This is a genomic window from Pedobacter sp. ok626, from assembly GCF_900100435.1.
In the GTDB taxonomy this organism is placed as follows: domain Bacteria; phylum Bacteroidota; class Bacteroidia; order Sphingobacteriales; family Sphingobacteriaceae; genus Pedobacter.
The window spans coordinates 1-23,956 of sequence record NZ_FNEX01000001.1 but is presented as its reverse complement, the minus strand read 5'-3'; the positions used below and the strand labels follow the sequence as shown (position 1 = coordinate 23,956).

At 40.3% G+C, this 23,956-nt stretch carries 14 protein-coding genes; 4 read left to right on the top strand and 10 right to left on the bottom strand.

Annotated elements, in window-relative coordinates; genetic code table 11:
- Window positions 1–19 precede the first annotated feature (19 nt).
- Window positions 20–4,036, bottom strand: coding sequence for a hybrid sensor histidine kinase/response regulator transcription factor (locus BLS35_RS00070; protein ID WP_165973198.1), 4,017 nt, complete (start codon window positions 4,034–4,036; stop codon window positions 20–22).
- A gap of 37 nt (window positions 4,037–4,073) precedes the next feature.
- Window positions 4,074–6,026 (bottom strand): glycoside hydrolase family 97 protein, encoded by a 1,953-nt coding sequence (locus BLS35_RS00065; protein ID WP_090776750.1) that lies wholly within the window; start codon window positions 6,024–6,026, stop codon window positions 4,074–4,076.
- A 233-nt stretch (window positions 6,027–6,259) separates the two neighbouring features.
- On the opposite strand from BLS35_RS00065, the gene BLS35_RS00060 reads away from it, so the two are divergent.
- The 3 genes from BLS35_RS00060 (at window position 6,260) to BLS35_RS00050 (ending at window position 7,337) form a co-directional block, all read left to right on the top strand.
- Window positions 6,260–6,460 carry a hypothetical protein gene (locus BLS35_RS00060; RefSeq protein ID WP_090776749.1) on the top strand — a complete coding sequence of 67 codons (201 nt, stop codon included), beginning with the start codon at window positions 6,260–6,262 and terminating at the stop codon, window positions 6,458–6,460.
- Window positions 6,411–6,746 carry a hypothetical protein gene (locus BLS35_RS00055; RefSeq protein ID WP_090776748.1) on the top strand — a complete coding sequence of 112 codons (336 nt, stop codon included), beginning with the start codon at window positions 6,411–6,413 and terminating at the stop codon, window positions 6,744–6,746. Before BLS35_RS00060 ends, BLS35_RS00055 begins: the two co-directional genes overlap by 50 nt.
- Window positions 6,747–6,887: 141 nt before the next feature.
- Window positions 6,888–7,337 (top strand): hypothetical protein, encoded by a 450-nt coding sequence (locus BLS35_RS00050; protein WP_139205877.1) that lies wholly within the window; start codon window positions 6,888–6,890, stop codon window positions 7,335–7,337.
- Here the strand turns inward: BLS35_RS00050 and BLS35_RS00045 are convergent.
- From BLS35_RS00045 to BLS35_RS00010, 8 genes are all read right to left on the bottom strand, one after another.
- Complete coding sequence (locus tag BLS35_RS00045; RefSeq protein ID WP_090776746.1) at window positions 7,327–11,334, bottom strand: ATP-binding protein; 4,008 nt, start codon at window positions 11,332–11,334, stop codon at window positions 7,327–7,329. The genes BLS35_RS00050 and BLS35_RS00045 overlap by 11 nt on opposite strands.
- Window positions 11,335–11,336: 2 nt before the next feature.
- Window positions 11,337–12,464 (bottom strand): hypothetical protein, encoded by a 1,128-nt coding sequence (locus tag BLS35_RS00040; protein WP_132225910.1) that lies wholly within the window; start codon window positions 12,462–12,464, stop codon window positions 11,337–11,339.
- Window positions 12,465–12,477: 13 nt separating this feature from the next.
- On the bottom strand, window positions 12,478–14,139 hold the full coding sequence (locus BLS35_RS00035) for a RagB/SusD family nutrient uptake outer membrane protein (RefSeq protein ID WP_090776744.1): 1,662 nt from the start codon (window positions 14,137–14,139) through the stop codon (window positions 12,478–12,480).
- A gap of 62 nt (window positions 14,140–14,201) precedes the next feature.
- Window positions 14,202–17,438 (bottom strand): SusC/RagA family TonB-linked outer membrane protein, encoded by a 3,237-nt coding sequence (locus BLS35_RS00030; protein ID WP_090776743.1) that lies wholly within the window; start codon window positions 17,436–17,438, stop codon window positions 14,202–14,204.
- Between the two features lie 19 nt (window positions 17,439–17,457).
- Window positions 17,458–19,149 carry a T9SS type A sorting domain-containing protein gene (locus BLS35_RS00025; RefSeq protein WP_090776742.1) on the bottom strand — a complete coding sequence of 564 codons (1,692 nt, stop codon included), beginning with the start codon at window positions 19,147–19,149 and terminating at the stop codon, window positions 17,458–17,460.
- Between the two features lie 22 nt (window positions 19,150–19,171).
- Complete coding sequence (locus BLS35_RS00020; RefSeq protein WP_090776741.1) at window positions 19,172–20,332, bottom strand: hypothetical protein; 1,161 nt, start codon at window positions 20,330–20,332, stop codon at window positions 19,172–19,174.
- A gap of 264 nt (window positions 20,333–20,596) precedes the next feature.
- Entirely contained in the window at window positions 20,597–21,214 is a 618-nt protein-coding gene (locus BLS35_RS00015) for a hypothetical protein (RefSeq protein ID WP_132225911.1), read from the bottom strand.
- Between the two features lie 1,027 nt (window positions 21,215–22,241).
- On the bottom strand, window positions 22,242–22,454 hold the full coding sequence (locus BLS35_RS00010) for a helix-turn-helix transcriptional regulator (RefSeq protein ID WP_090776739.1): 213 nt from the start codon (window positions 22,452–22,454) through the stop codon (window positions 22,242–22,244).
- A gap of 433 nt (window positions 22,455–22,887) precedes the next feature.
- Here BLS35_RS00010 and BLS35_RS00005 point away from each other — a divergent pair, with 433 nt between their 5' ends.
- Window positions 22,888–23,781, top strand: a complete 894-nt coding sequence (locus tag BLS35_RS00005) for a HEPN domain-containing protein (RefSeq protein WP_165973199.1) — start codon at window positions 22,888–22,890, stop codon at window positions 23,779–23,781.
- Window positions 23,782–23,956 lie beyond the last annotated feature (175 nt).

The following is a 23,956-nucleotide window of genomic DNA, read 5'->3' as shown; positions in this document are numbered from 1 at the left end:
CGTCAAATCGACTTATTTTCTATTTTAAAGCGTCTTTTTGGTATTCAGACGGGAGTTGACCAAATTCTTCTTTAAAACATTGGCGAAAATAGATAGAGCTGTTGATGCCGACCATCAGAGACACTTCAGTGATGTTGTACTGTCCCTCACGTAACAGTTCTGCGGCCTTTTGGATCCTCACTTTACGTACGAGCTGATTGATATTTTTTCCGGTCAGGCCTTTAAGCTTTCTGTAAAGCGTAGACTGGCTCATGTTCATTTTATCGGCTAGTGTAGCCACGTCCAGGACTTCATCCTGTATACAGGCTTCTACCAGGCCCGCAAATTCCTGAACGAAAGCATTTTCCCGCCAAAGTTCCGTATCTGTTTTTACCGCTCCGGCACCGCGCTGGTTCTTTTGAGATGACAACTGGCCCAATACTTCTGCATAGACAGCCTTTTGTTTGAGCAACAGATTTTCAATGCGGCTATAGAGGAGCTGAGGACTAATGGGCTTGGTTAAATATGAATCAACACCAAGTTCGTAACCACGCTCCTTGTCGAGCTCCGTATCCCTGGCTGTTAAGAATATCATCGGGATGTGACTCGTTTCACGTTCCTGCTTCAATGCTTCCAACATCCGGAAACCATCCATATCCGGCATGGAGACATCGCTCAAGATCAGATCCGGGATACGGCTTTTTGCAAGTGTAAAACCATTTTGCCCATTTTCCGCCTGTATTACTTCATATTTAGCCGCTAACAAGGAGCCAAGATAATCCCTGAGATCACTATCATCTTCCACCAACAATAATAGGGGGCGTTGGTTATCTCCAGCGGCAGTCATGTGGTTTTCTGATCCTTTCGCAGCTGCGGATACCTGCCCCTCGGAAAGCACCGTATTGGTCAGGAGTCGAACACAAAACTCGGTCCCTTTTCCCGGTTCGCTTTTTACCGCAATCTTTCCGTGGTGTATGGCTGCCAACTCTTTGACCAGAGCGAGACCAACACCAGTACCATGCACAGTGGAGCGTGGTACCTGATAAAATTTATCAAAGATTTTATCCAGGTGTTCAGCCGCAATACCACAACCTGTATCTTTCACGTAAATCAGGGCACAAGTACTCAGTCTGTCCTTTTCGTACTCCAAACGCACTTCCACAGTTCCCGAAGCCGTGTATTTACAGGCATTAGATAATAAATTATCCAGTATCAATTGCACAATCTCCGCATCAAAGGTAGTTTTAATGTCCTCCTTCGCGACAATACATTTGATGGTCAGCTCTTTTTTATGATTTGCCTCTACATATTTCAGGACGGTGTCCTGCACCAACTCCCCTAAAAAGGCCTCCCCCAGTACTAAAGGCTTATACTGGGATTCCACTTTACGGAATTCCAGCAACTGATTGACCAGGGCGAAAAGCCGGTTTGCATTCTTTTGAACAATCTGTACCCAGTCTTTATGTCCTTTTAATAACTTTTCGTCATGAAGCAAATTGTCCAGGGGCCCAAGAATGAGGGTTAAAGGTGTTCGGAGTTCATGCGTGATGTTGGTATAAAAATTCAACCTTTCCATATGCAGCTGTCCGTCCTGTTCCAGCTGAAGCTTTTTCATCCGGAGTTCAGCTTCTGCGTTTACTTTTTTTACGTAAAAAGAAAAGATCGTCCATACGATGGCAGCGACAAGTATGACATAAAATACTATTGCCAAGGTGCTCAGGTAAAATGGCGGAGCAATTTTGATAAAGAGGTGTTTGTAGTCACCAGACCAGGGTTCGTTCTTTTGACGGGTACGAATCCGAAGCTCATAATTCCCATAGGGAATGCTCCGAAAATCGAGGTTTTTCTCATTACCGAGAAAGATCCAGTCATTATCCAGTCCCTGCAGTTTATAACTAAACTCTACCATATCATTCAAGGCATAATCCATGACGGCAAGCTCCACCCGGAAACTATTTTCATCATGTTCCAGGCATATCTCTTCAGCGAGGTTGGGATATTTTTCGGATTGGGCATGTGTCTCACCGGTATTAAATACCATGAAGCGGCTGATCCTGATGGGTGATTGCGGGAGATCCAGAGGGATTTCCGTAGGTTCAAAATAGCAGATGCCTGCCGGCATTCCAAAGAAAAGCTTGCCTTTCGCATCCATGGCAACGCTGTTGTTGGTGAAGCCTCCTAAAGGCAGACCAAATGCCTGATCATAGCTCAGGATACGTTTTTCCCCCGGCAGGTAACGAAGTAAGCCCAATCTTGTTGAGCACCAAATATTTCCGTTGCCGTCTTCGGCCAGGGCATTGATCGTAAGCCAGGCATCTGATCCAGGTATACTGATACGTTCAAATTTCCCCAATTCCTTATTTGCGCTTTGAAGCGCTAAGCCTTCATTTGTCGCAACCCAGATGTTGTTGCTACGGTCGCGGAACAGGTGGTTTATTGTATTGCTGAATATACCCTGGCCCCGGGTAAATCTTCCGACCAGTTTACGATTGCGGTCAAATACATAGAGACCTTGTCCGTAAGTACCTACCCAAATATACCCCTTGCTATCTTCAACAAGCGTACGGGGTGAATAATCGCCTAACATGGGGGTATTGATCACCAATTTTTGGAAGGTCTGTTTTTCGGGATTGTGAATAAACAAGCCTTCTTGTGCGGCGAACCATAGGTTACCCTGGCTGTCTTCTATCATCGCCCTTACCGACGACATTTTTTCCCCTGCATCTACTTTATGCCAGCTCTTGGTTTTTACATTAAAGAAAGAAACTCCTCGGTTTGGAGAACCGAACCATTTATTATTGTGCTTGTCTTCGAAACCAGACAGCAAAAAATTATCCCCGAGTCCACTATTTTGTACGGTCCTTCTGATTACTTTTCCATCAGGTTGTAACTGCAGAATGCCGTCGCCCGCTGTAGCTAGCCATAAGCTGTTGCCCCGATCGTGCAAAATCCCTGTCACTGTTGCCAGCTTTCCTAAACCCGGGCTGATCTCCACCGAAGGAAACACCGAGAAAAATGGTTTTATATGCCCAAAAAAAGCGACTCCTCCGCTATAAATAGCCAGCCATACGTTGCCAAATTCATCACGATCAATGTTTTGCACCGACGAGTTATTACCTCTATCCAGATAAAACGGAGTGATGGCGCTGATCTGCTGTATAGCCCTATCGGTGCCATATACAGGCTGGAGGATAAACAGTTGCGATGATTCGGCACCTACCCAGATCGAACCATTGATTTCCTTTACTGCGTAAATAAAAGGCTCAACTCCGTTTCTCGCCATAGCGGCAAGAGGGATGCGCCGCATCTGCTTTGTAAACGGATTGTATACTGCTAATCCTTTTCTGGTTCCAATCCAGATATTGTCTCTGCTATCGCAAAACAGGGCTTTTACCTCATTATCTGGCAATATGCCTTTTGTGCTTGTGACATCAAGTAACTCAACGCTTCTATTTGTGGTATTTAAAATAGAGAGCCCCTTACTGACATGCCCGATATAGAGTAGTCCTTCTTTGTCTTCAACAAGTGTCCAGATGCTATTTTCAGGCATAGCGGGAATACTTTTCCTATTGAAATGCCTGAATTCTTTTTTTATCGGATCAAAAAGCTGTACGCCCTGATGATAGGTGGATAACCATAATTTCCCGTTTTTACCTTTGATGATGTCTGTAATGTCATTTGTTGCGATCGAAAGCTGATCTGCAGGATCGTGAAGATAGTAGGAAAACTTATTGGTTTTTAAATCTAGTACATTGAGGCCATTTGAACGGGTACCAATGTAAAGGTGATCACTGTCATAGAACAGCGTATTAATTTCATTGCTGTTAATTGAATTTCCATCTGCTTTCCCCGACTTGTAATACTGTTTAAATGAATTGCTAGAGAACCGGTTTAGTCCCAATTCTGTTGCAATCCATATAAAACCATGATTATCATGTGCGACATCGAGTACCTGCTGACTCGACAGTCCTTCCTGCAAAGACAGAAACCTTGCCTTCTGTTGCCCCATGAGCGTCAGGGCATGAAAAAAGGCTACAAAAAAAAGTACTCGCTTCATGATCATCAATGTAATTTCTTTTGCCCGAATCCCAGGCCTACTTTCCGGTAATGATGGCAGCTCCGCCAGGCAGTAATTTAAGCGCCATTTGCTTATTTTTCTGAAGTTTCACTTTATTCACTTCTGGCTTTTTATTTTTATCATCAGTGTATAGCAATACCTCTTTACCAGTTAACATCGGCAGAGACACCATAATATTTTTTTCCTTTTGTTCTGCGTTGATGCCGGCAATGTACCACGTATCACCATGGCGTCGCGCGAGCACACAGTATTTTCCTGGATAACCGTCGATAAATACGGTATTGTCCCAGGTTGTTGGCACCTTTTTCATAAAATCTATCACATGCGCTGGCATCTCATTGAAGTTATTCGGAGTGATCCCAAAATTCTGGACAGGAGTCTGGAACAAGATGGCAGTTGCCAACTGAAATGTTTCGGTTGTCTTCCTGATAGTCCCTCCATTATTTGCCTTGTTATGGCGTTTATTCAGCAGAACAGGTCCAAAATCCATAGATCCTACGGCATTACGGATAAAGGGATGTAAAGTAGCATTAAATGCTTCAGTATCGTTGGCGTGCTGTGTAAAAATCAGATTTTCAGAAGCCAGTACTGCTTCACTCCCTACAAAATTAGGGTACATCCTCTCCCATCCACGTGGTAGCGTGCAGCCATGAAAAATAACAGTCAGCCCATAACTGTTTGCATCTGACAGAATATCTTCATACAATTTCATCGTTTCCTGCTTGTCGCCACCAAAAAAGTCCACCTTAATGCCTTTAATCCCGATGCTTTGCATCCAGGCCATTTCCTGTTTCCGGGCAACAGCCATATTCATTTTATTTTTAGGTCCCTGCGGGGCATCATTCCAAAAGCCATTTGAATTGTACCACAGACAGATCCCTACACCTTTATCTTTAGCGTAGGTTACCAATTGTTCAATTTTATCATGGCCAATCCTGGTATCCCACCAGTTATCGACCAGCACGTATTCATAGCCCATGGCTGACGACAGATCCACAAACTTCTGTTGATCACCGAAGTTGATGCTTCCATCCTGCCATAACAACCAGCTCCAGGTGGCGCGTCCGAAAGTATAAGTTTTAGAAGCCTTATATTGCGGTTCCACCACATCGAAGGCAATTGTAGTTTCGACAATTGGCTTGAGGTCTGCCCCTACTGTCAGTGTCCGCCATGGTGTATTGCCGGGTAATGCGATCGTCGGATTTGCACGTCCCATTCCGTTATTCTCCCCGTTTTCAGGAAAAGCGATTTTATACAAACCATCTTTTGTTCCTTCGCTCAGTTTTGCACCACAGTATGCTCCATTCACACCTGTTTCAGAAAGTAACACCCAACCTTTATCCCCCACATGGAACAGTGCCGGAAAGGTATAACCCAGGCCATATTTCGAGGGTATCCCTAATGCCTGATCCGGCGTATATTCTTCCTCATAGCTGGGCTTGGTTTTCATCCAACCGATCATCGGACTTGCCTGTGGCGTTAAAAATGTTGTTGTCGCTGCCGGGAAATTATACCCGCTTAATTCCTCCTCAATGATCAAATTCGCAGCTTCGCCAGTTTGAGGAACTCGATACCGAAATGCTACATTGTTGTTGCTGACGCGAAAAACCACCTCAATTTGGTTCTTAGCTAGATTTTCAAATTTGCAAACCAGTTCATTCGCCTGGTAATGAACAGTGCTGATTTTTATTTTCGGCTCAGAATAGGTTTCGTCGATGTGTTGCGAACTCTTATCTACCAGACGAAGGTTCGCGGACAAATCCACCTTGTTTCCACGCAGTCCCAAAGGCGACTTCTCCAGCATTTCGTTTCCCTCCAAAAGCACACGATAGTAGAGTCTACCCTCCTCTAATGATAATTTAACAGTCAGCTTTTCATCCGGACTGGAAATACTGAGGTCTTGCGCATAAGATTTTGAAATACATAGTATTATTAAACATCCGCAAAGCAAATTCCTTATGTTGATCATATTGGTAGTTATTTTTTTATAAATCGGTTAATTGTAATTTAAAAAACGGAGGCAGACGATGTTTAAGATGATGTACGATCAAACCAATATTTACTGGCAGAAGCATTCATAGTTGTGTATAGAAATTGGCTGTTCATACATTTGGTTAGTTTAAGAGGTAAAAAGTAGAGATTATTTTTTTAAATGTCAAAAATACATTTAAAAAAAGATATAGATAATGCAAAAAAAACACAATGGAGCATATTTTCTATCTTAGAGAAACAAAAACAGATACCATGTTGAATCTTTTTAAGAGAAAAAACAGCAACATTCAGCAGGAATGGCAAACAAAAGGGGCCGAATATGCCAGCGCCGTAAACGAAATGGTTCGCTTCGCAGAAGAGCATGGCTGGGACAACTGGAAAGGCGAAGATCCCAGCGATAAAAGAGGCTAACGAAAAGGGCGAAAACCAAAAATTCAGGCAGGATTTCCCACCTGCACATACTCCCCTGATCGACCTGATTGACGATAATGCACAAAGCATCTGCCAACTCCAATTCATCGAAGACCAGAAGATCGTTTTTCTCACCGGAGCAGCATACGAGCAGCGACAAGCCTATCTCCTATACGGTAGCGAGCTCCTTAAACTGGACGAAAATATCCGCGCCATCGGTAAATCAAAAATAGGAAACGTGTTTGCCATTGCAGTAAAGGACAAGATTACCATAACCCATGGCTGACAGGGCGAAACCATTGCAGAATTTACACTCAGTCAGCATTCTGGCCACGGCATCACCGAAATGACTCCGTTCAACGATGGCAAAAAGATCTTGCTGACAACCTCCGAAGGCATTTTTATCCTGTCGCAACAAGAGGAACAAATGATACATCCAGTAATAGACCAGGATGATGAGGAATGGAGTCCTAACATGGACATGGAAAATGCCACCATATCTGATGACAACCAGCTCATTATAGCAGCCGACCAAGGCAGCGACTACCGCGTTCTCGATTCCGAAGGCAACCAGATTGGAGTAATCGGACCGCAATCCTCTTACCCCCACTACTGCCTGTTTTCCAAAGACAGTAAACAATTGCTGACCAATTCCTGCCATTTCTATAATGGAACCAGCATCGGCATAAATACTGGCAAACTGAATGGAATCTTTATACCTGCCTACGAAGAAAACGGGGATTTTATTTTGCTGGATGACCAGATGCGCGTTTATTCGGGAGTAGCAGCCTCAAGATATTACATCCTTGGTGACGCCTATGGCTATATTAGGGCAATTGACAGCGAAAAGGAAATCCAACGGTGTGTTAGTGTTTGAGATAATTTTTAGGATTCACGCCAAATTTATTTTTAAATGCCCTATTGAAGTAAGACGCACTAGTAAATCCAGTTTGATACATAACTTCTGATACATTAGGCCCTTTGGTGGAGAGTAATTGGGCAGCCCTTTTTAATCGTATATCCAGAATAAATACTTGAATGGACATCCCCGTAAGACCTTTTATCTTACGATATAAAGCTGGACGACTCATCCCAGATTTTTGACTTAATTTTTCTACTGAAAAATCGGGATTATCTATATCCTGCTCTATTATAGCAATTAAGTTCTTTAAGATTTTTTCGTCACGAGGCTCAACTTGCAATACAGCAGGTTTTAATGCAGCATCGTTGGATAACTTTACTTTTTGAAGTTCACGTTGTTTGACCAGATTTGACACTTTTAAATGTAATTCCTTCAGATTAAACGGCTTAACAAGATAATCATCGGCCATTGCCTCCAGTCCTTCTATTTTATTTTGCCCACTATCACGTGCTGTGATCATTAAGACCGGTATATCGCTGGTAGAAATATCGGACTTTAACATTTTACATAATTGCAGACCATCCAGTTGGGGCATCATAATATCCGTAAGAATAATGGCTGGCTTAACCTTACGAATCAGCTTCAGTCCTTCCTGACCATTCTCAGCTTCAAAAACACAATAATCGTTTAGAAATTCATTTTTAAGTAATGTACGTAGCTCATTATTGTCTTCCACAATTACCAATTTTGTCAATGACCGATCTTTATCAAGCTGTCCGTTAACTGATAAATTTTCAACAGCATATTGTTCCTGTAAAGGCAACCTAATGGTAAACGTTGTTGTAGTATCTTCAGATAAAGATCCATTTATGCTTTTAACTTCTATATTTCCGCCATGCAATTCTACCAGTTCCTTTGAAATTGTCAAACCCAACCCGGTACCGGTATTGCTATTGTCTTCAGCTTGGTAAAAAGGATCAAATATTTTATTTTTTTGGTTTTCATCCAAATACGATCCCGTATTAGCTATGCTGATTATGATTTCTTTGTTGACACGATCTGCTCTTAGCTCTATCCTACCTTTTGGCTTTGAAAATTTAATTGCGTTAGAAATCAAATTAAGTAATACTTGTTCCATTTTAAATGGATCAAGGCGATAATAACTTTGGGTATCAACAGCTATTTTATAAATCAACTCTTTTTCACGGATCAGGTCAGTAAATTGAATAAAAGTACTTCTTAAAAACTCATCCAGGTCGACGCTTTCCTTATGAAGGATAAATTTACCATTTTCAATTTTTCTGAAGTCAAGGACCTGGTCTATTAACGACTTTAAGCGGCTAGCGTTCGTTTGTGCAATTTCCAAGCTAGGCAATATGGCTTTGGGAATATCTTTTCGATTAACAAGCTGTTCCAATGGGGTGATGATAAGGGTTAATGGAGTGCGTAGTTCATGAGAAACAATAGTAAAGAAATCCATTTTATCCTCATATAACTTGATCTCCTGTTCCTGCTCATTACGTTTCAATGCAGCTTTATGACGGATCTCGATTTTCTTCAAAGCTCTCCTCCATTGTAGAAAAAATATCAGTCCGATCACAGTAAGGTAAAGAACATATCCGCCTTTGCTATTCCAGAATGATGGTAACATGATAATTTCGAGAGTCGTTGGTGTCTTACTCCAGACACCGTTGCCTCCAGAGGCATACAATTCAAACACATATTTACCAGCTGGCAATCCAGTATAATTAACAGATCGTTTAAGGCTACCTGAGTAAACAAAATCTTTTTCGAAGCCCATTAACCGATATTTATAAGTTATTTTCTCAAAATCATGGCTATGTACGCTAGTGAATTCCAGTCCAAAGTTTTTGATAGTATGATTAAGTTCTATCTTACCAGAATACTCCAATGAATTTTCCAAAATAACATCTCCGTTGACCACATCTCCCGGTTTGATGGTAATATTATTGATAATCAAACGGGTAAGGACTGGCTGTGAAATAACTAATTGCCTGTTAATGGCATTAGGATAGAAAAAATTGAAGCCATTTATGCCCCCGAAGATGAACTCCCCTGTTTTGGATTTGAAAGATGATCCGAGCTTTATCGAATTGCTCTGAAGGCCATCATTTGAATCAAAATACTGGAAGCTTCCTTTAAGTGGATTGAATTTTGTTAAGCCAAATCCACCTATCCAGAAATTTCCTTCATCATCCTCCAACAATGTTTCGATATCATTAGTAAGCAATCCGTCCGCCGTTGTTAAAGTCTTAAAATGAAATCTATCGCCATCTGAACCAGTCAACCTACTTAATCCCCCACCGATAGTACCCAACCATAGATTACCTTTTTTGTCATAATGGATAAGTGATATCCAATCAGAGTGTACTCCCAGTAAATTGCTGTCCGCTACGAGATGGAATACATTTTTTAATTTTAAGCTATTGTTATCAAAATGAAGCCTATTAAGGCCTCGCCTGGTGGCTGCCCAAATTATTAATTGATTTCCATTCTTTTCCGTTTTTAGTACAACATCATTCACAAACGAATTTGAGATCTTTGTACTATTATCCTGATAGTCATTAGAATTATATACAAGATGCCTGTTTTCATCATAGCAAAACAACCCACCTGATGTTGCAACCCATGTTCTTCCCTTTTTATCTGGTATGATACAATTAACCTTGTATTTGAAGGAAACACCACCTATACGTTCAAATTTGGTTTTCCCATTGATCAGATCTTGGTAAGTTCCATTAACTGCATAAAAAATCCCATCACCGGTGCCCGCCCAAATACCTCCTTTAGGTTCTTTAAAAACTGCTGTAACATCTGTAGCTACATTGCCTTTTATACTACGATTTACACTCGTAAAATGATACCTCTCTGTATTACGATCATAAACAACCAGGAGACTGCCCCTGGTTCCAATTAGCAAATAGTCTTTATGATCGGTAAAAAAGCATAAAGGATATTTAAGTTTAGCAAATTCGGCAGAACTTACACCTCTTGGATAAGGCTTGAATGTTGAACTGCTTGAATTCAAAATACGCACACCTTCACTCGGCATTGAAATAAATATACTGGAAAATCGATCTTTATATATATCCTTAACAACCGCCTGCTTTTGTTCCAGATTATTTCCAAATATGTAGTGATCAAGAACATTACCTACGCTATTTAGAACATAAACACCCTGAGCCGAGGTACCTGCCCATATTTTGTCGCCACCGTCCTTTAAAAGTGCCGTTACATTCAGATCACTGAGTTTTTGGGCCGAAAAATCTGAAATAGCTATTTTATACAACCCAAAGGCAGTTCCCGCTATCAAATGATCGTCATCAAAGGATGTGATCGTATTTACAGCAGTAATAGGACTCGAATTTATTCTATTAAACCTTAACTGCTCTGGTGCCTTGTAATAGATTCCACCAGGTGTCGCTATCCAGGTTCCCTTTTTAGTATCTTGATGGATATAGTTTACTATACTTTCGTTTGGCAGCAATACAGGCTTGATAATTAGTTCTTTGGTTACACCTCTACTTAAATCCGCTACGTAAAGGCCATGCCCCGTACCAACCCACAGTTCATCCCCAAATAATTTAACACAAAACTTTTCCGTAATAACAGAATTTTTAGGACCTACAGGTAAGCGGGTAAATTGCCCGCTGATCAGATTCAGAAAGTTTAAGCCTCCAGATTGGGTAGCTATCCACAAACCTGAACGTTTATCATCATATGCCAAACTTAATATACGGTTATTTGACAACGAATTTGGATTCAAATGCTCACTTCTGAAAACAACGATATCGGTACCATCATACCGGCATAAGCCGTCAAATGTTGCAATCCATAAAAACCCTTTTGAATCCTGTACGGTACCGAGAGCATCAGTATGTGGAAGCCCATTATTGATGGTCAATGATTTAAATGGGGATTGTGCAAAGAGCTCATGTGAATTTAAAAACAGGAGCATGAACAGAAAGGTGGTTCGGTAAAAATTAGTCATAATCACTTAAATATTTTTGAAACTGACAAATAATTTCCGTCCTCATAAGCCCGGTGAATTTTCTGACCATCAAAGGTAAAAAAGTACATCGTTCCCCAGTTGTAAGGTAGCGTTTTACAGACATTAAGAAAATTTTCGGCTACAATGAACCTTTCCTCCTCAGTTTTAAACTCTTTTTTATGTCTCGCGAATCCCCACTCTGTTACCCAGAACTTTCTATTGTTCCCCGCGACTCTTACCAATGCATCCATAGTGAGCCGGATCTCATCACCCAAACTCTTTTTTGCTTTCTCCAGATCCAGTTCAGCAACCACAGGGTAAAAATGTATTCCTATACCGTCCGCATATTTTAAGTAATTAGTTGCCTTGGTCTGCCTGGGATGTGTACCCTGAAGAATATCCAAACAAACCTGTGGTGCTAAGATAGTGGCATCATGATTTTTAAACCATGTACCTAAACTCATGTGCCTAACAAGACCTCCTGATACCACCTTTACCCCCCCCTTGCCCCATGTCTTTTCCGCTTCCTTACGGATTATTTTCAATATCTGTCCGTAAAGATCCAGTCCTTTTCTGATTTTGACGTAATCCGGATCTTCCCAATCACTGTCATAATCATAGTATTTTCCTCCTGCAATTTCCGGCATATCTCCGTTAAAATCAATCCAGTTAAATTCGTTTCCAACTTCTACAACTTCAATAACTGCGCCCTTTGCTTTTAATTCTTTGAACATATTAGCCGCCCAAACCTGCACGTTGACTGGTTTTATATCACTTAACTGGTACCTCGGATCCCAATGCTTTTTTTTAGCCCGTCGCTGGGCGTTCGGATGATAGAACTCTGGAAATGCGAGCGAAACTTCGAAATTCACTTTAAAACCTAATCGGTTTGCATGTAGCACGTGTTGAACAAAATCTGCCTCTGCTTTTGAATTAGGGTTAAGGCGGACAGATCTGGCACCCATTATTCGCATCTTCTCTATTATCTCAAGTTCTTTTTCCAAGCTTCCCGCCCAACTTAAATTGGGCCTGTGTATTCCAATCGGGAAGGTATACTTTTCTGATTGCGCCGAAATGTTGTTTAAAAAAAATTGGCTAACAATAACAATAGCTAAAATTTTAACGCTCATCTTCATCTAATTATTAATATCCAGGATTTTGGTGCTCTCTTAAATTTACATTAAGATCAAGTTCCCGTTGGGGCAATGGGAACCAGATTTTATTCTCCTTCCAATTGGCTTTTAATTCCTGGACCCTATAATTGGAATGCAATGGCGCAGCGTGACTAAGACTATTAAGGTAGGCAGTCATTTTACCAAATCTTATTAAATCAATTCTTCGTTTACTTTCGAAACAGAGTTCCCTGCTTCGTTCGTCCAGTAGTTCAGTAATAAAATCTGCTTTGTAATAATAAGTATTGAGATTAGCAAGCGTTTTGCCAGTCTTGACCACCCGCGTTCTTAGGTCTGAGAAAATCAATCTTGCTGCAGGCTCGCTGCCAGTAAAATATAATGCTTCTGAGTATTGCAACATGATATCCGCATATCTTAACAAGGGAATAGAAATACCGCTGGCCCACAATGGAATGGTTTTAGCCGAAGGCTTTACATGACGAAACTTAGCCGCATTATTTTGCCAATGGAGGCCGGTAGAGGGTCTAGGTTCACAATAGGGAATACCATTGATAATGATATCCGGAATAGCAGGGGTACCGCCATAAGGCAAAGTGATGTTGTGGCTAAATCTTTTATCTAAATCTTTGCCATATTTTAATACGAATTCGTTTGTGGGACGGTGTGTCCACCAGGTACCACCGAAAGTATTTACATCACCACCTGGCGCAAATAGCTTGACAATACTTGGATAGGTAGCGGTAAGCTGATTTGAGGCCTCTGCTAAAAAGAGGCACTCTTCGTATTGCGCTGCTTTTGTAGTTTCCCTGAAGAGATAATCATAATTGGCAGTTAACTTATAGCCACTGTTATCAACAACCTCTTTTAAAATGTTTTTTGCGCTATTGCTCATCTGACCTTCATCAACCCATGAAAAGCTATTCAGCTCAAAATTCAGATCGCTACCGACGTTACTACGTTTACAGGAGGCTAAATAATTATAAACCACGCCTAAATAACCGGCTGCAGTCCATTTGTTTGCCCCCCCCGACACCGTTGCCCTATGTGGTAAGGCTTGGTAACCAAATATGAGGTCCGGAATAATAAGTTCCGAATAAAGTGTCTTTAAATTCACCCTTGGTGCCAGAGGGTCAGGAGATGCGGTTGTAATTAATGGCACTCCACCAAATAAGGTAGCAAAATGATAATAATAAAATGCCCTTAAAAAACGAGCCTCCGCAATAATTTCATCCAGGCGTTTTTTAGATTGCTCGTCAAAATTTACCTCTGTTGATTTTTGGATCAATACGTTACATCGCATAATCCCTGCATAATAGGCCTTCCAAAAATCACCGATAGCAGTATTGGTACTGGTATACTGTGCTACAGCAAATTTTTCGACATCAGGCCCTCCCCCGGCGCTATTAAGTGATAATTCATCTGTCCCAGCACTTAACATGTACTGTAAACCACTATTATAAGTTCCTTCACTAACATCATCCCCTGGAAGTTCACGCGCATTTATCATTTGATAACATCCGGTCAAGGCCATCTCGAAATCTGAGAGTTGCTTATAAAAATTTGTTGGTGATATAAATGATAATGGAGCTTTATTCAAAAAAGCCGACTTTTCGCATGAGCCCAATAGGAGAACGATAACTGATAACGATATAAATTTTAATGCCTTTTTCATGTCTTAAATTTTGAGTATCCAATGCCTCTTAGCAGAAGCTAATGTAATTGCCTGATGACCTATTAAAAAGTCAATTCTAAACCGAATATGATGGAACGGGACCTCGGATAAGCAAGCCTGTCATATCCAGGGAGTAACTTATCATTAGATCTCACATCCGGGTCAAATCCACTATAATTAGTCCATACGTATAAGTTATCCAATGTTAAAAGTAGATTTAAGTTTGAAATACCAGTGGCCTTTAATAAGCCATTATTTTTAAGGCTGTACCCAAACGACAAAGTCTTAAATCGTAAATAAGAGCCATTTTCAACGTAGTAACTGGATGCTTCAGCATCAGTATTGGCTGAAGATATGCTGGCATATCTATTTGAAGGATTTTCAGGTGTCCATCGGTTGTCCCAATATTGCTGGGTCAGATTAAAGGATACCTGTCCACTCCCTGATTCTACCCGTGTAGGAAATTCATTAAAGATCTGATTACCATACCCCCCTTCAAAAAAAGCATTCACAGAGAAATTCCTGAATGTAAAATTGCTGGAGAATCCACCACTAAACTTTGGATTACTATTGGAGATCACCGTTCGGTCCGAAGCATTGATAATTCCATCGCCGTTCTGATCTTTATATTTAAACAATCCGGGCTGTGCTCCAGAAATACTAGTAATCCCATTCTTGATGGTGTAAGTCCTCGACTGGTGTGGAATTGCTGCATCACTGTTGTTTTGCCACGTAAAATCATTAATCTGGTAAATACCGTCCCACACATAGCCAAAAGCTGTCCCTATGGGCTGGCCTTCCTTCACTATCCCAACATTGTTGATGTAACCATTATTAAAAATCACAGGTTTAGATTCCGTTCCGCCTAAACTGACGATCTTATTTCTGTTAAAGGAAATATTGAAAGTGGTATTCCATTTAAAATCAGCGGTGTTGATATTTACTGAGTTGATGGTTATTTCCAGCCCCTTATTACTTATTTCTCCAATATTCTGCCATTGGGTCGGAAATCCTGTTTGTGAAGCAACTTCTGAAAGTAATAACAGATCTTTTGTGGATTTATAATAGATATCAGTAGTCATATTAACTCGATTGTTAAATAAGGAGAGGTCCAAACCAACGTCATACTGCGCAGTTGATTCCCATTTTAGATTTAGATTTTCAGAGGAAATCGGAGACAATCCAAATCGTACAGTCCCGTTACCGGCATAACTTGTTGTACCGAGCTCGGACAAAAATCTATAGGCCGGAATCCTGTCATTTCCAGTTACTCCATAGCTTAGCCTTAACTTCAAATCCGAAAAGATTTGATTATTTTTAAGAAATTTCTCTTCTTTAATGCGCCATGCAAAAGCTGCAGAAGGGAAAAAAGCTGATCTGTTTCCTGGACCTAGTTGAGATGAATTGTCATTTCTTAATGTGGCAGTGAAAAGATATTTATTGCTAATATCATAGTTGAGCCTGCTAAAAAAGGAGATACGATTTTGCTCAATAAAATTTGAGCTGGGAAACCCTGGTGTTAATCCTTTGGCAAGATTGAAAACTCCTGTCGACTGATCTTGGAAATTTGAGATGCTGGTCCCAAAATTTTCATAATTATAGGAATTGAATTCAGCTCCTATCATCGCTTTTAGCACCTGTCGATTAGCCGTTTTAGTCCAGTAGTCCAACGTGCTATGAGCCTGATAATTTCCAGTTTGCGTATGGTTATTGTTGGCCTTTCCATTATCCTGTTGCCCCCAAAGGGTATTTTTTCCATAAAATTCAGAGAGTTTTGAAGAAGTGGACGAACCTCCTCCGCTTACTCTCAGTTTTAATTTCTTAGTGAATGCATAAGTGAGGTTCGCGTTACCTATTAGCCTATCAAAATCTGTAAGCTTATAGGAATTAAGAAGTTGATCTAATAGAGAAACGGGCGTAAAGGAATCATCTACCGCTTTGATCAGCACAGGCTGGAAGGTGTAGGCAGCTTGTATCAGGCCCGAGAAATTGCCTTCGCCCCCACCACTTGACGCCACTCCTCTAGTTTTGGTTTTGCCCCAATTGCCGGTCAAGCTAAAATCTAATTTATCGGAAACTCTATGGTTATATTGGAAACGGGCAGAGTAGGTTTTAAAATCATTGTTGATCACCAGTGCATCCTGATCAGAATAACCCAAACCGAAGGAATAACTCGATGAATTTGATCCTCCCTGTCCAGATAAATTGTATTTCTGTGTTGCACCTCTCCTGAAAATAGCATCTTGCCAATCATAGCTCTCCAACGCACTTACATCCCTAACCACATCCGGTACGCCATCATTATCCAGATCTGTTCCAAAGCCCCTATCATTGGGCGATCTCAAAAAGCGGTACTGGACGTAATCTTGAGCATCCAATACATCAATCCTTTTGGTAATTTCGGACGAGGCATAAGAGGAGCTCAGGTTAAATACAGGCTTTGAACCTGATTTACCGGATTTCGTAGTCACTATAATCACCCCGTTTGCCCCTCTGGCCCCATATATTGCAGTTGCCGAGGCATCCTTGAGGATATCAACGGAAGCAATTTGATCGGGACTTATTGTTGATAGCGGATTTAACGTCGTACGTCCGCCAACTTTTGATGATGCCACTTCAGATTCCTGCATTTCAATCTGCACACCATCAATCACATATAATGGAGAGGATGAGCCATTGATCGAATTCCCCCCCCTTATTTCCACACTCACTCCAGCCCCCGGTTCGCCAGATTGGGAATTAACCCTCACGCCCGCTATCTTACCTTGTAACGCATCTACAAAAGAGGTAGCAGTGGCACTTTTGATGTCCTCACCCTTTAAACTACTGATGGAGCCCGTCAAGTCTTTCTTATCACTTGTTCCATAACCGATGATCACTACTTCATCGAGCTTGCTCTGGCTTGCGTTCAATACGATCTGTAAAAAACGCTGGGAATTTATGGGTATTTCTTTTGTTTCCAGCCCCAAATAAGAAACTTTCAAGACCGCATTTCGATTGGATACCCTTAGGGAAAACTTACCCCCTGCATCTGTAATACTCGTAGTTTTCCCATTTTTTTCAGAAACGGTTGCCCTTGCCAATAGTTTGGAATTGCTATCCCTTACCAAACCGGAAATAAGTATACCGGTCGAATCACTTAGGGTCTTGGTTGTAGTAGACGGGTTTTGTTGACTGGCCCCAAAACAGTTCTGGGCCGAGACAAATGAGATAAAGGCTATAATAGAAACACGTAATGCATTGAATGTTGCAGCCTTCAAATAGCGCTTGCAAGTATTGTTTATTGTACTAATATTCATATGTTCATAAAATATTTGGTTAAACCTTAAATTTCTTGACCAGGGTTTCAGTGCCCGCACTGACCCTTACAACATATATCCCCTGAACAAGCTGTATCGGGAGCGCTATTTGATTAGAGCCCTCGTATAAAACGACCTGCTGCTCGGCCAATTTTTTGCCAAAAATATCATATAAATAAATGGTTCCCTTAGCGTTGCCCATGAATAAAATATTTACGATTGGTCTTTCCTCGGACACCGTTACAAAAAGACTGCTCGAGCCCAGTTTGGTATGAACAGCGATGACCTCGGAATTGGAATACTTACCATCAAAATCAATTTGTTTTAAGCGGTAATAGTTAGTTCCGGGTAAAGGTTTGATGTCCTCGTAAGTATAATATCGTTGTTGATTGCTGCTGCCGGCCCCAGTCCTGGTGGCTATCTTTGAAAATTCCTTCGCATCGGAGGACCTGAACAATTCGAACCGCTCATGATTTGTCTCGCTGACAGTCGACCAATTGATAGTTATGGACTTACCTTTGGCCGCCCCCCTAAAAGCATTAAGTTGAACAGGGAGCATCAAATAGCTAAAGTCTTCAAATATTTTTGCTGTTTTCAGTAATTCCCCTTTTTTATAAATCACCCAATCATTTTCGGCGGAGCTGGGATGGTCAAAAGTGTATAAATAAAATCCTCCCCACTGGTAGGATGATAGCTGTGAAGCAGCTTGAATAAATCTATAATGTTTCAGATAGCGATCTTCTTCAGACACTGGAGATATACTCCGATAGCCAAATTCAGTAACATAAAGCATTTTCCCGCTGTTCTGAATAATAGCGTTTACAGGGCCCGCCAACGCTTTGATTTCATCACCTACCTCCTCTTCTGGTGTGTCGGGAGAAGGGTAAAGGTGAATGCCTATGCCATCCAAATAATTAAGATAATTTGTTGATGACTGTTGATTGGGATGGGTACCTTGTAATAGCTTAATCCACATATCGGAAAGCACAATTGCTGCGTTGTGGGAAATATGCCAACTATCCAGTTGACGCTGCATCACCAATCCGCAAGAAATCAACTTGGGTCTATCTGTAGGAAATTGGATACCTATCTCTTCATACATACCTTTGATACATTCCCCATATTTTTGAATCCCTTCCCTGATCTTAACATACTGTGTATCATTCCATGGCGTATTATAGTCATACATCCTACCTCCAGGATAGGCATCCACATCGTTGTTAAAATCCATCCAGTTCAATTCATTACCAAATTCGATGGCAGCGATATCAATCTCAGCCACTTTTAGCTTTGCCAGATAGGAAGTAAACCAAGTACGCATTTTTACTGGATCTATCTCTCTAAGCCGATGCTTTTCTCCAAAACTGCCAGTTGCATATTTTTTGGTGCATATCGGATAAAAATCGGGAAATGTGATCGGAATTTCGATCAATACCTTTAATCCCTTCGAATTGGCATATTTTAACTGCTCGACAGAAATGGCCTGTCCCTGAAAATGTGGATTTGGGTTTAATCTTACACAGGTTGCTCCTGTCGCAGCTATCTTATCTAGGATCGCCTTCCACTCATCGCTGTTGCTCCCACTGGCATTACCATCAGTAACCCAGGATAGATTTGGTCTGTGCAGGCCGAGCGGAAAAGGAATAGATTGTGCTAACGCGCTCTTGAGAACTCCCAGAAGGAATATCAAGGCAAAAAAAACTGATTTCATATATTCAAGTAAGTTTCGGTTTCTAATTGATGGTGATCACATTTGAGCTGAAGATAGCCCCATCACAATCATATTGTTTCAACTTATAATAAGTGGTACCAGTGCCGGGACTGTTGTCCTGCCAGTTATAGGGTTGTATTTCCGTAGAGTTTCCTACAGCAGTTAAACTTGTTACCGATGCAAAATTTTGGCCATCAGAGGACCTTAAAACCTCAAATCTGACAATGTTCAACTCTGTTGTAGTCGACCATTTAAGATTAATGGCCCCACTCTCCCGAATACCTTTAAATTCTTTTAACTTAATTGGCAAAAACACTACATTACCAATCGTGCTCAGTTCAATATTATCCAGATGGATATCACAACCCACCTGAACACCAGTTGGATATGAAGGAGAATACGATGAAAATTTCAAAGACCCAAATGTTAATGTGTTTGAGGCTAATGCTAAATCATCACAATATTTTACTAAAGTACCACTTTGTGTTTTTGCATAAACATCATAAGTGTAGGCTGCATTTGTTTCCGTGTTACCCAAAGGGTTAGTGTAGGTCAGTACATTCGCCGAGTTATTAACTATGACCTGAAAGGCCGTAGAATCAGCAGTGAACGGTACCGATACACCACTGACATTCGTTGGGGTGGCAAATCTGTACGTAGATGCACCAGTACTTAATTTAACTGAGGTAAAAGGCAAACTCATCAGTACAGTACCAGTTTGGATACCGGGATTGGTCTCAGTTATAACAGAACCATTATCGCCCACTTGTACAAAAAGCGCTCCGAACATGTTGACGGATCCACTAGAAGGCGTTGGGGTATTGCTATTGATGATTAAAGTGAACTTCAGCATAATGGCAGTTGGAGCCGTGCTAAAGTTAAACTTTCTCAACATACCAAATCTATTATCCCCGACAGTAGTAAGCGGGCGCAGGATTGAAAAGAGTTGATTATTTGGTTTGACTGTTATGCCTACAGATGCAGAGGGATTTCCTAAAGGACTGGCATAAAACGCCCCCAGATTAGCGCTATTGTTATAAGTAGTCCCAGTATTTCCTTTAATATAATCACTCACTTCATTGGAGTACTGAAAATTTTGCTTAAAAAAAACGTTATCAAACGTTTGTGCTTTTAAGACGTAACTGAGCAATAGAATCCCAGCACTGAGTAGCATTTGCTTCATATTGATTGGTTTATGTTTGGTTAGATTGTAAAGATCAGCACACTATAACTATTGAATTGACACTCATCGCTTGAAAAATTGCACTGAATATCAATCAGCACTGATCTGATAGAATTTGATATCTATAATCTCTCCACCCTTTACAAATTCAGAACCTTATCCTGCATGATTTGAGGCTATTGGCGGCTTTAGTGCTTCCCGAAAAGCAATAATAGAAATGTAATGCTTTGATAAACTGAAGATAGCCACCATCAGTCAGTGCTTTCATTTTGGATGTAGAAACATTTTGCCATTCACAGTAATCCAAGCGAAATAATTGTATGGCCACTCTTTTGTTTTATTAATAGCAATTTTAGACAGTTGCTGATCGTCTATTGGTTCGATATAGACTTTACCGCTGGGATAATGGCATTGGTATAGCAGCTCACTTGTTGTAAAGGCTATAGTTTGCTTATCTGGCGACAATGCTGCAAATTCCCCCCGGATTCTGTCTTTTCCTGGCCGGGTTATTTCATAAGCTTTACCGGTTCTCTGGTTAAAAATATAGTCATTATCTACCATTAACAATTCAGGTCCAATCTTCAGCATATCACGGTTTTCCCATTGTCCGTCACCCTCTATAACTGTAGGTCTGTCTATACTATAGACCTTTAAACCCGATTTTTGCGCGGTGAATAAATAAAATCTATTTCCTATACTATTTGGACCGGAAATGCGCGCAATGAAACTCGTTTTGGCTGGATTAATATAGGTAAGATCATAAAAGTCGTATTGTGAACGCTCCTGAGAAGGGTAAGATGATGATTCGGAATCGCTGGGGGGAGCAACCTGGGGATTTATCCTGATAACTGTACCATTGTAAAGCACTTCGTTCCACTCCATGAATTGGTTAGATCCGAATAGCCCCCCGATCCATTTTTGTTCCTTGCTTTTTAGATGCCGCTGTGAAAATATAGGTTTTTTACCATTTGGGAGTTCATTCAAATTAACTTTTACATCAAAAAGTGCAGCTTGATATACTTTTTCATGCTTACAGGATGAAAATATGAAAAAGGATAAACAGAGTATAAGCTTATTTTGAAAATGAATATTGGTCATAATTTTACTAAGATAACTATAGTATATCTAGCGCATTGAAAATTTGATCTGCCCGTGCAATTTGATCAATTATATAATTTTCATTTCATCAATTCTTTCACCTTCAATTGGGCTTTGGGTTTCGTATTTTATTTTCAGACGGCAACTGCATAGAAATAACACAATATTTAACCCTAATTAACGTCTTTATATGTGAGAGCGTTAATTTAGATGAAGCGGGAGTGGTCGGAGATCATTCCCGCTTTCTTTTTTATAAGCCTTATTTCTTGACTTTCTCTTTTAAATCAGTAAAATCAAACAACTCCGTTGGATTAACTTTCAAAAATTTGGCATATGTTGATGCATGACTAATGCTGGTTAAAATCTTCATCCTTTAAATACTTCACAAGGCAAATAGACACCTATAAAACAAATTAATTAATAGCAAATTCGCTATTAACATAAATACTACTGATCTGCCATATATGAATTAGAAAAACGAACGAATATTAAAATTGCGGTTCTACCATTAGTGATAAAGAATTGCTTACAAGCCTCGCAACTAAATCTGACAGTTTAATCCCGAGAGAGTAAGTTGAGCAACCAAAACCCTATATTTGCTATAGGGTTGGTGCTCCCTTATGTCTGTTGTGGGAGCTCTTTCGAAAGAAAGGGTGGCTTTGTCAGAGCCAAGTTACATTATATTTAAGTGAGTTACCAACCCTATTCTTTTTACTAGTAACCACTTATTCGAGGCTTATTTAATGTTAAAAACAAAACTAAAAAAGTACTTTAACATGTTCTTCCTCCGTCATTTTTAAAATAATTGACCTCATGATTTTTTAGACGAGACCAATAAATCCCCCGCCTCAACATCCAAGTAAACAGCTATTTGGAATAATTTTTTAATAGAAGGTTGTGCTGAATTTGTACACCAGCTAGAAACAGTTTCCGGCGCGATCTGTAAAGCATCGGCCAAATCTTTATTTGTCCTCTTTCTTTCTGCCAATACTGACTTGATACGATTATAGGTTGTTTTACTCATATAAACTGATGTAAAGCAAATATAATACTCGCAAAATAATCACATCACTCCTTTCAGTAATGTATTACGTCAATATATTAATGTTATTTATCATTTTATTTGTGTTTTACATTAATAATTGAGAAGTTTGAATGAAAGTTATTATTAATTAAATATTATACTTTTGTAATTCTAGTCAAGAGAAATTAGGATTGCATACGAGCCTCGCAGCTAAATCTGGTAAATTTAATCTCAGCGAGCGTAAGTGTAGCATCCACCGCCCTATATAAATAGGGCTGGTGCTCGCTTATGTATGTTGTTGAGATCCATTCCGAAAGGTTGGCGGTTTACCAGAACCATGCTGCAACAAACTAAGTGAGTTACCAGCCCTATTTCCAAACAAGGTATCCATTTATTCGAGGCTTATTTAATGTTAAAATTAAATGAGATCAATATGGAACTACAAATTTTATCCCCAGCAGAAGACCACTCGATTTACTTTAGAGCGTTTATCGATCAGCTTGTCCAAAAGTTCAAGCCTCTTCAAATCTTTAGCTTTTCCAAAAACAGTTACACCCAAGATGACCAGGGCTGCTTTAAAGAAAAATCCGATACCTTTTATTGCAATTATTGCCTACTACTTGTCACCGAGAGCAATACCCGAATTGATCATGAGGTCCAAGATTTCACAAATGGCAATTACAAACAAGGTGTAATTACAATCCTCTGTCATGCGAAAGAAGCCATTGAGGAAGCTATTATAGCCAACAATCGTTTTTTCATTACGGTTTGCAGTACCGCCAAATTGATTTATAGTCATAATGGAATGACTACTTTCGATTTCTCCAATCGTTTTATTCCAACTGAAGCGGCTATAAAAGCAAGAAAACATTTCGACCACAGAATGACATTAGCAGACGGCTTCTTAACCGGAGCGCATGAGTGCATCGTTACTGAACAGCACAATGTATGCGTATTTATGCTGCATCAGGCAGTAGAACAAACCTGTATTGCACTGATCAGGGTGCACCTGGCCTATCGAGCAGAGATGCATAATTTACGCCGTCTTTTACACCTCTGCTCCTGCTTTTCAAATGCCCCCATTAAAATGTTCTTATCCGGTAGCCCTGATGACGAAAGACTTTTTGAAGTATTGCTTAAAAGTTATTCGGGAGCGAGATACAAAGATACTTTTAACATTTCCGAAGATGACTCCTGGCTTTTATACAATAAGATTATAGCGTTTGTAGCACTTGCTAAGGTAATGTGTGGAGAGAAAATAGCACAGTTAACACAACAAGCCATGCTATATAACGAATTTGCTAATCCAGCCACAGCCTCCAATTAGCAATCAATTTTACTATTCAATACTGATTTAAAAATAAGATTATGGAAAACATCATGAAAAAACTCGATTACCAGCCCACAAATTTATCAGACTATGAATTAGAAAACCCTTTAAGCACAATGGTCGACTTTTTGGATAACAATCATCTCCATCAGATTAGGGAGAAAACTTGGCA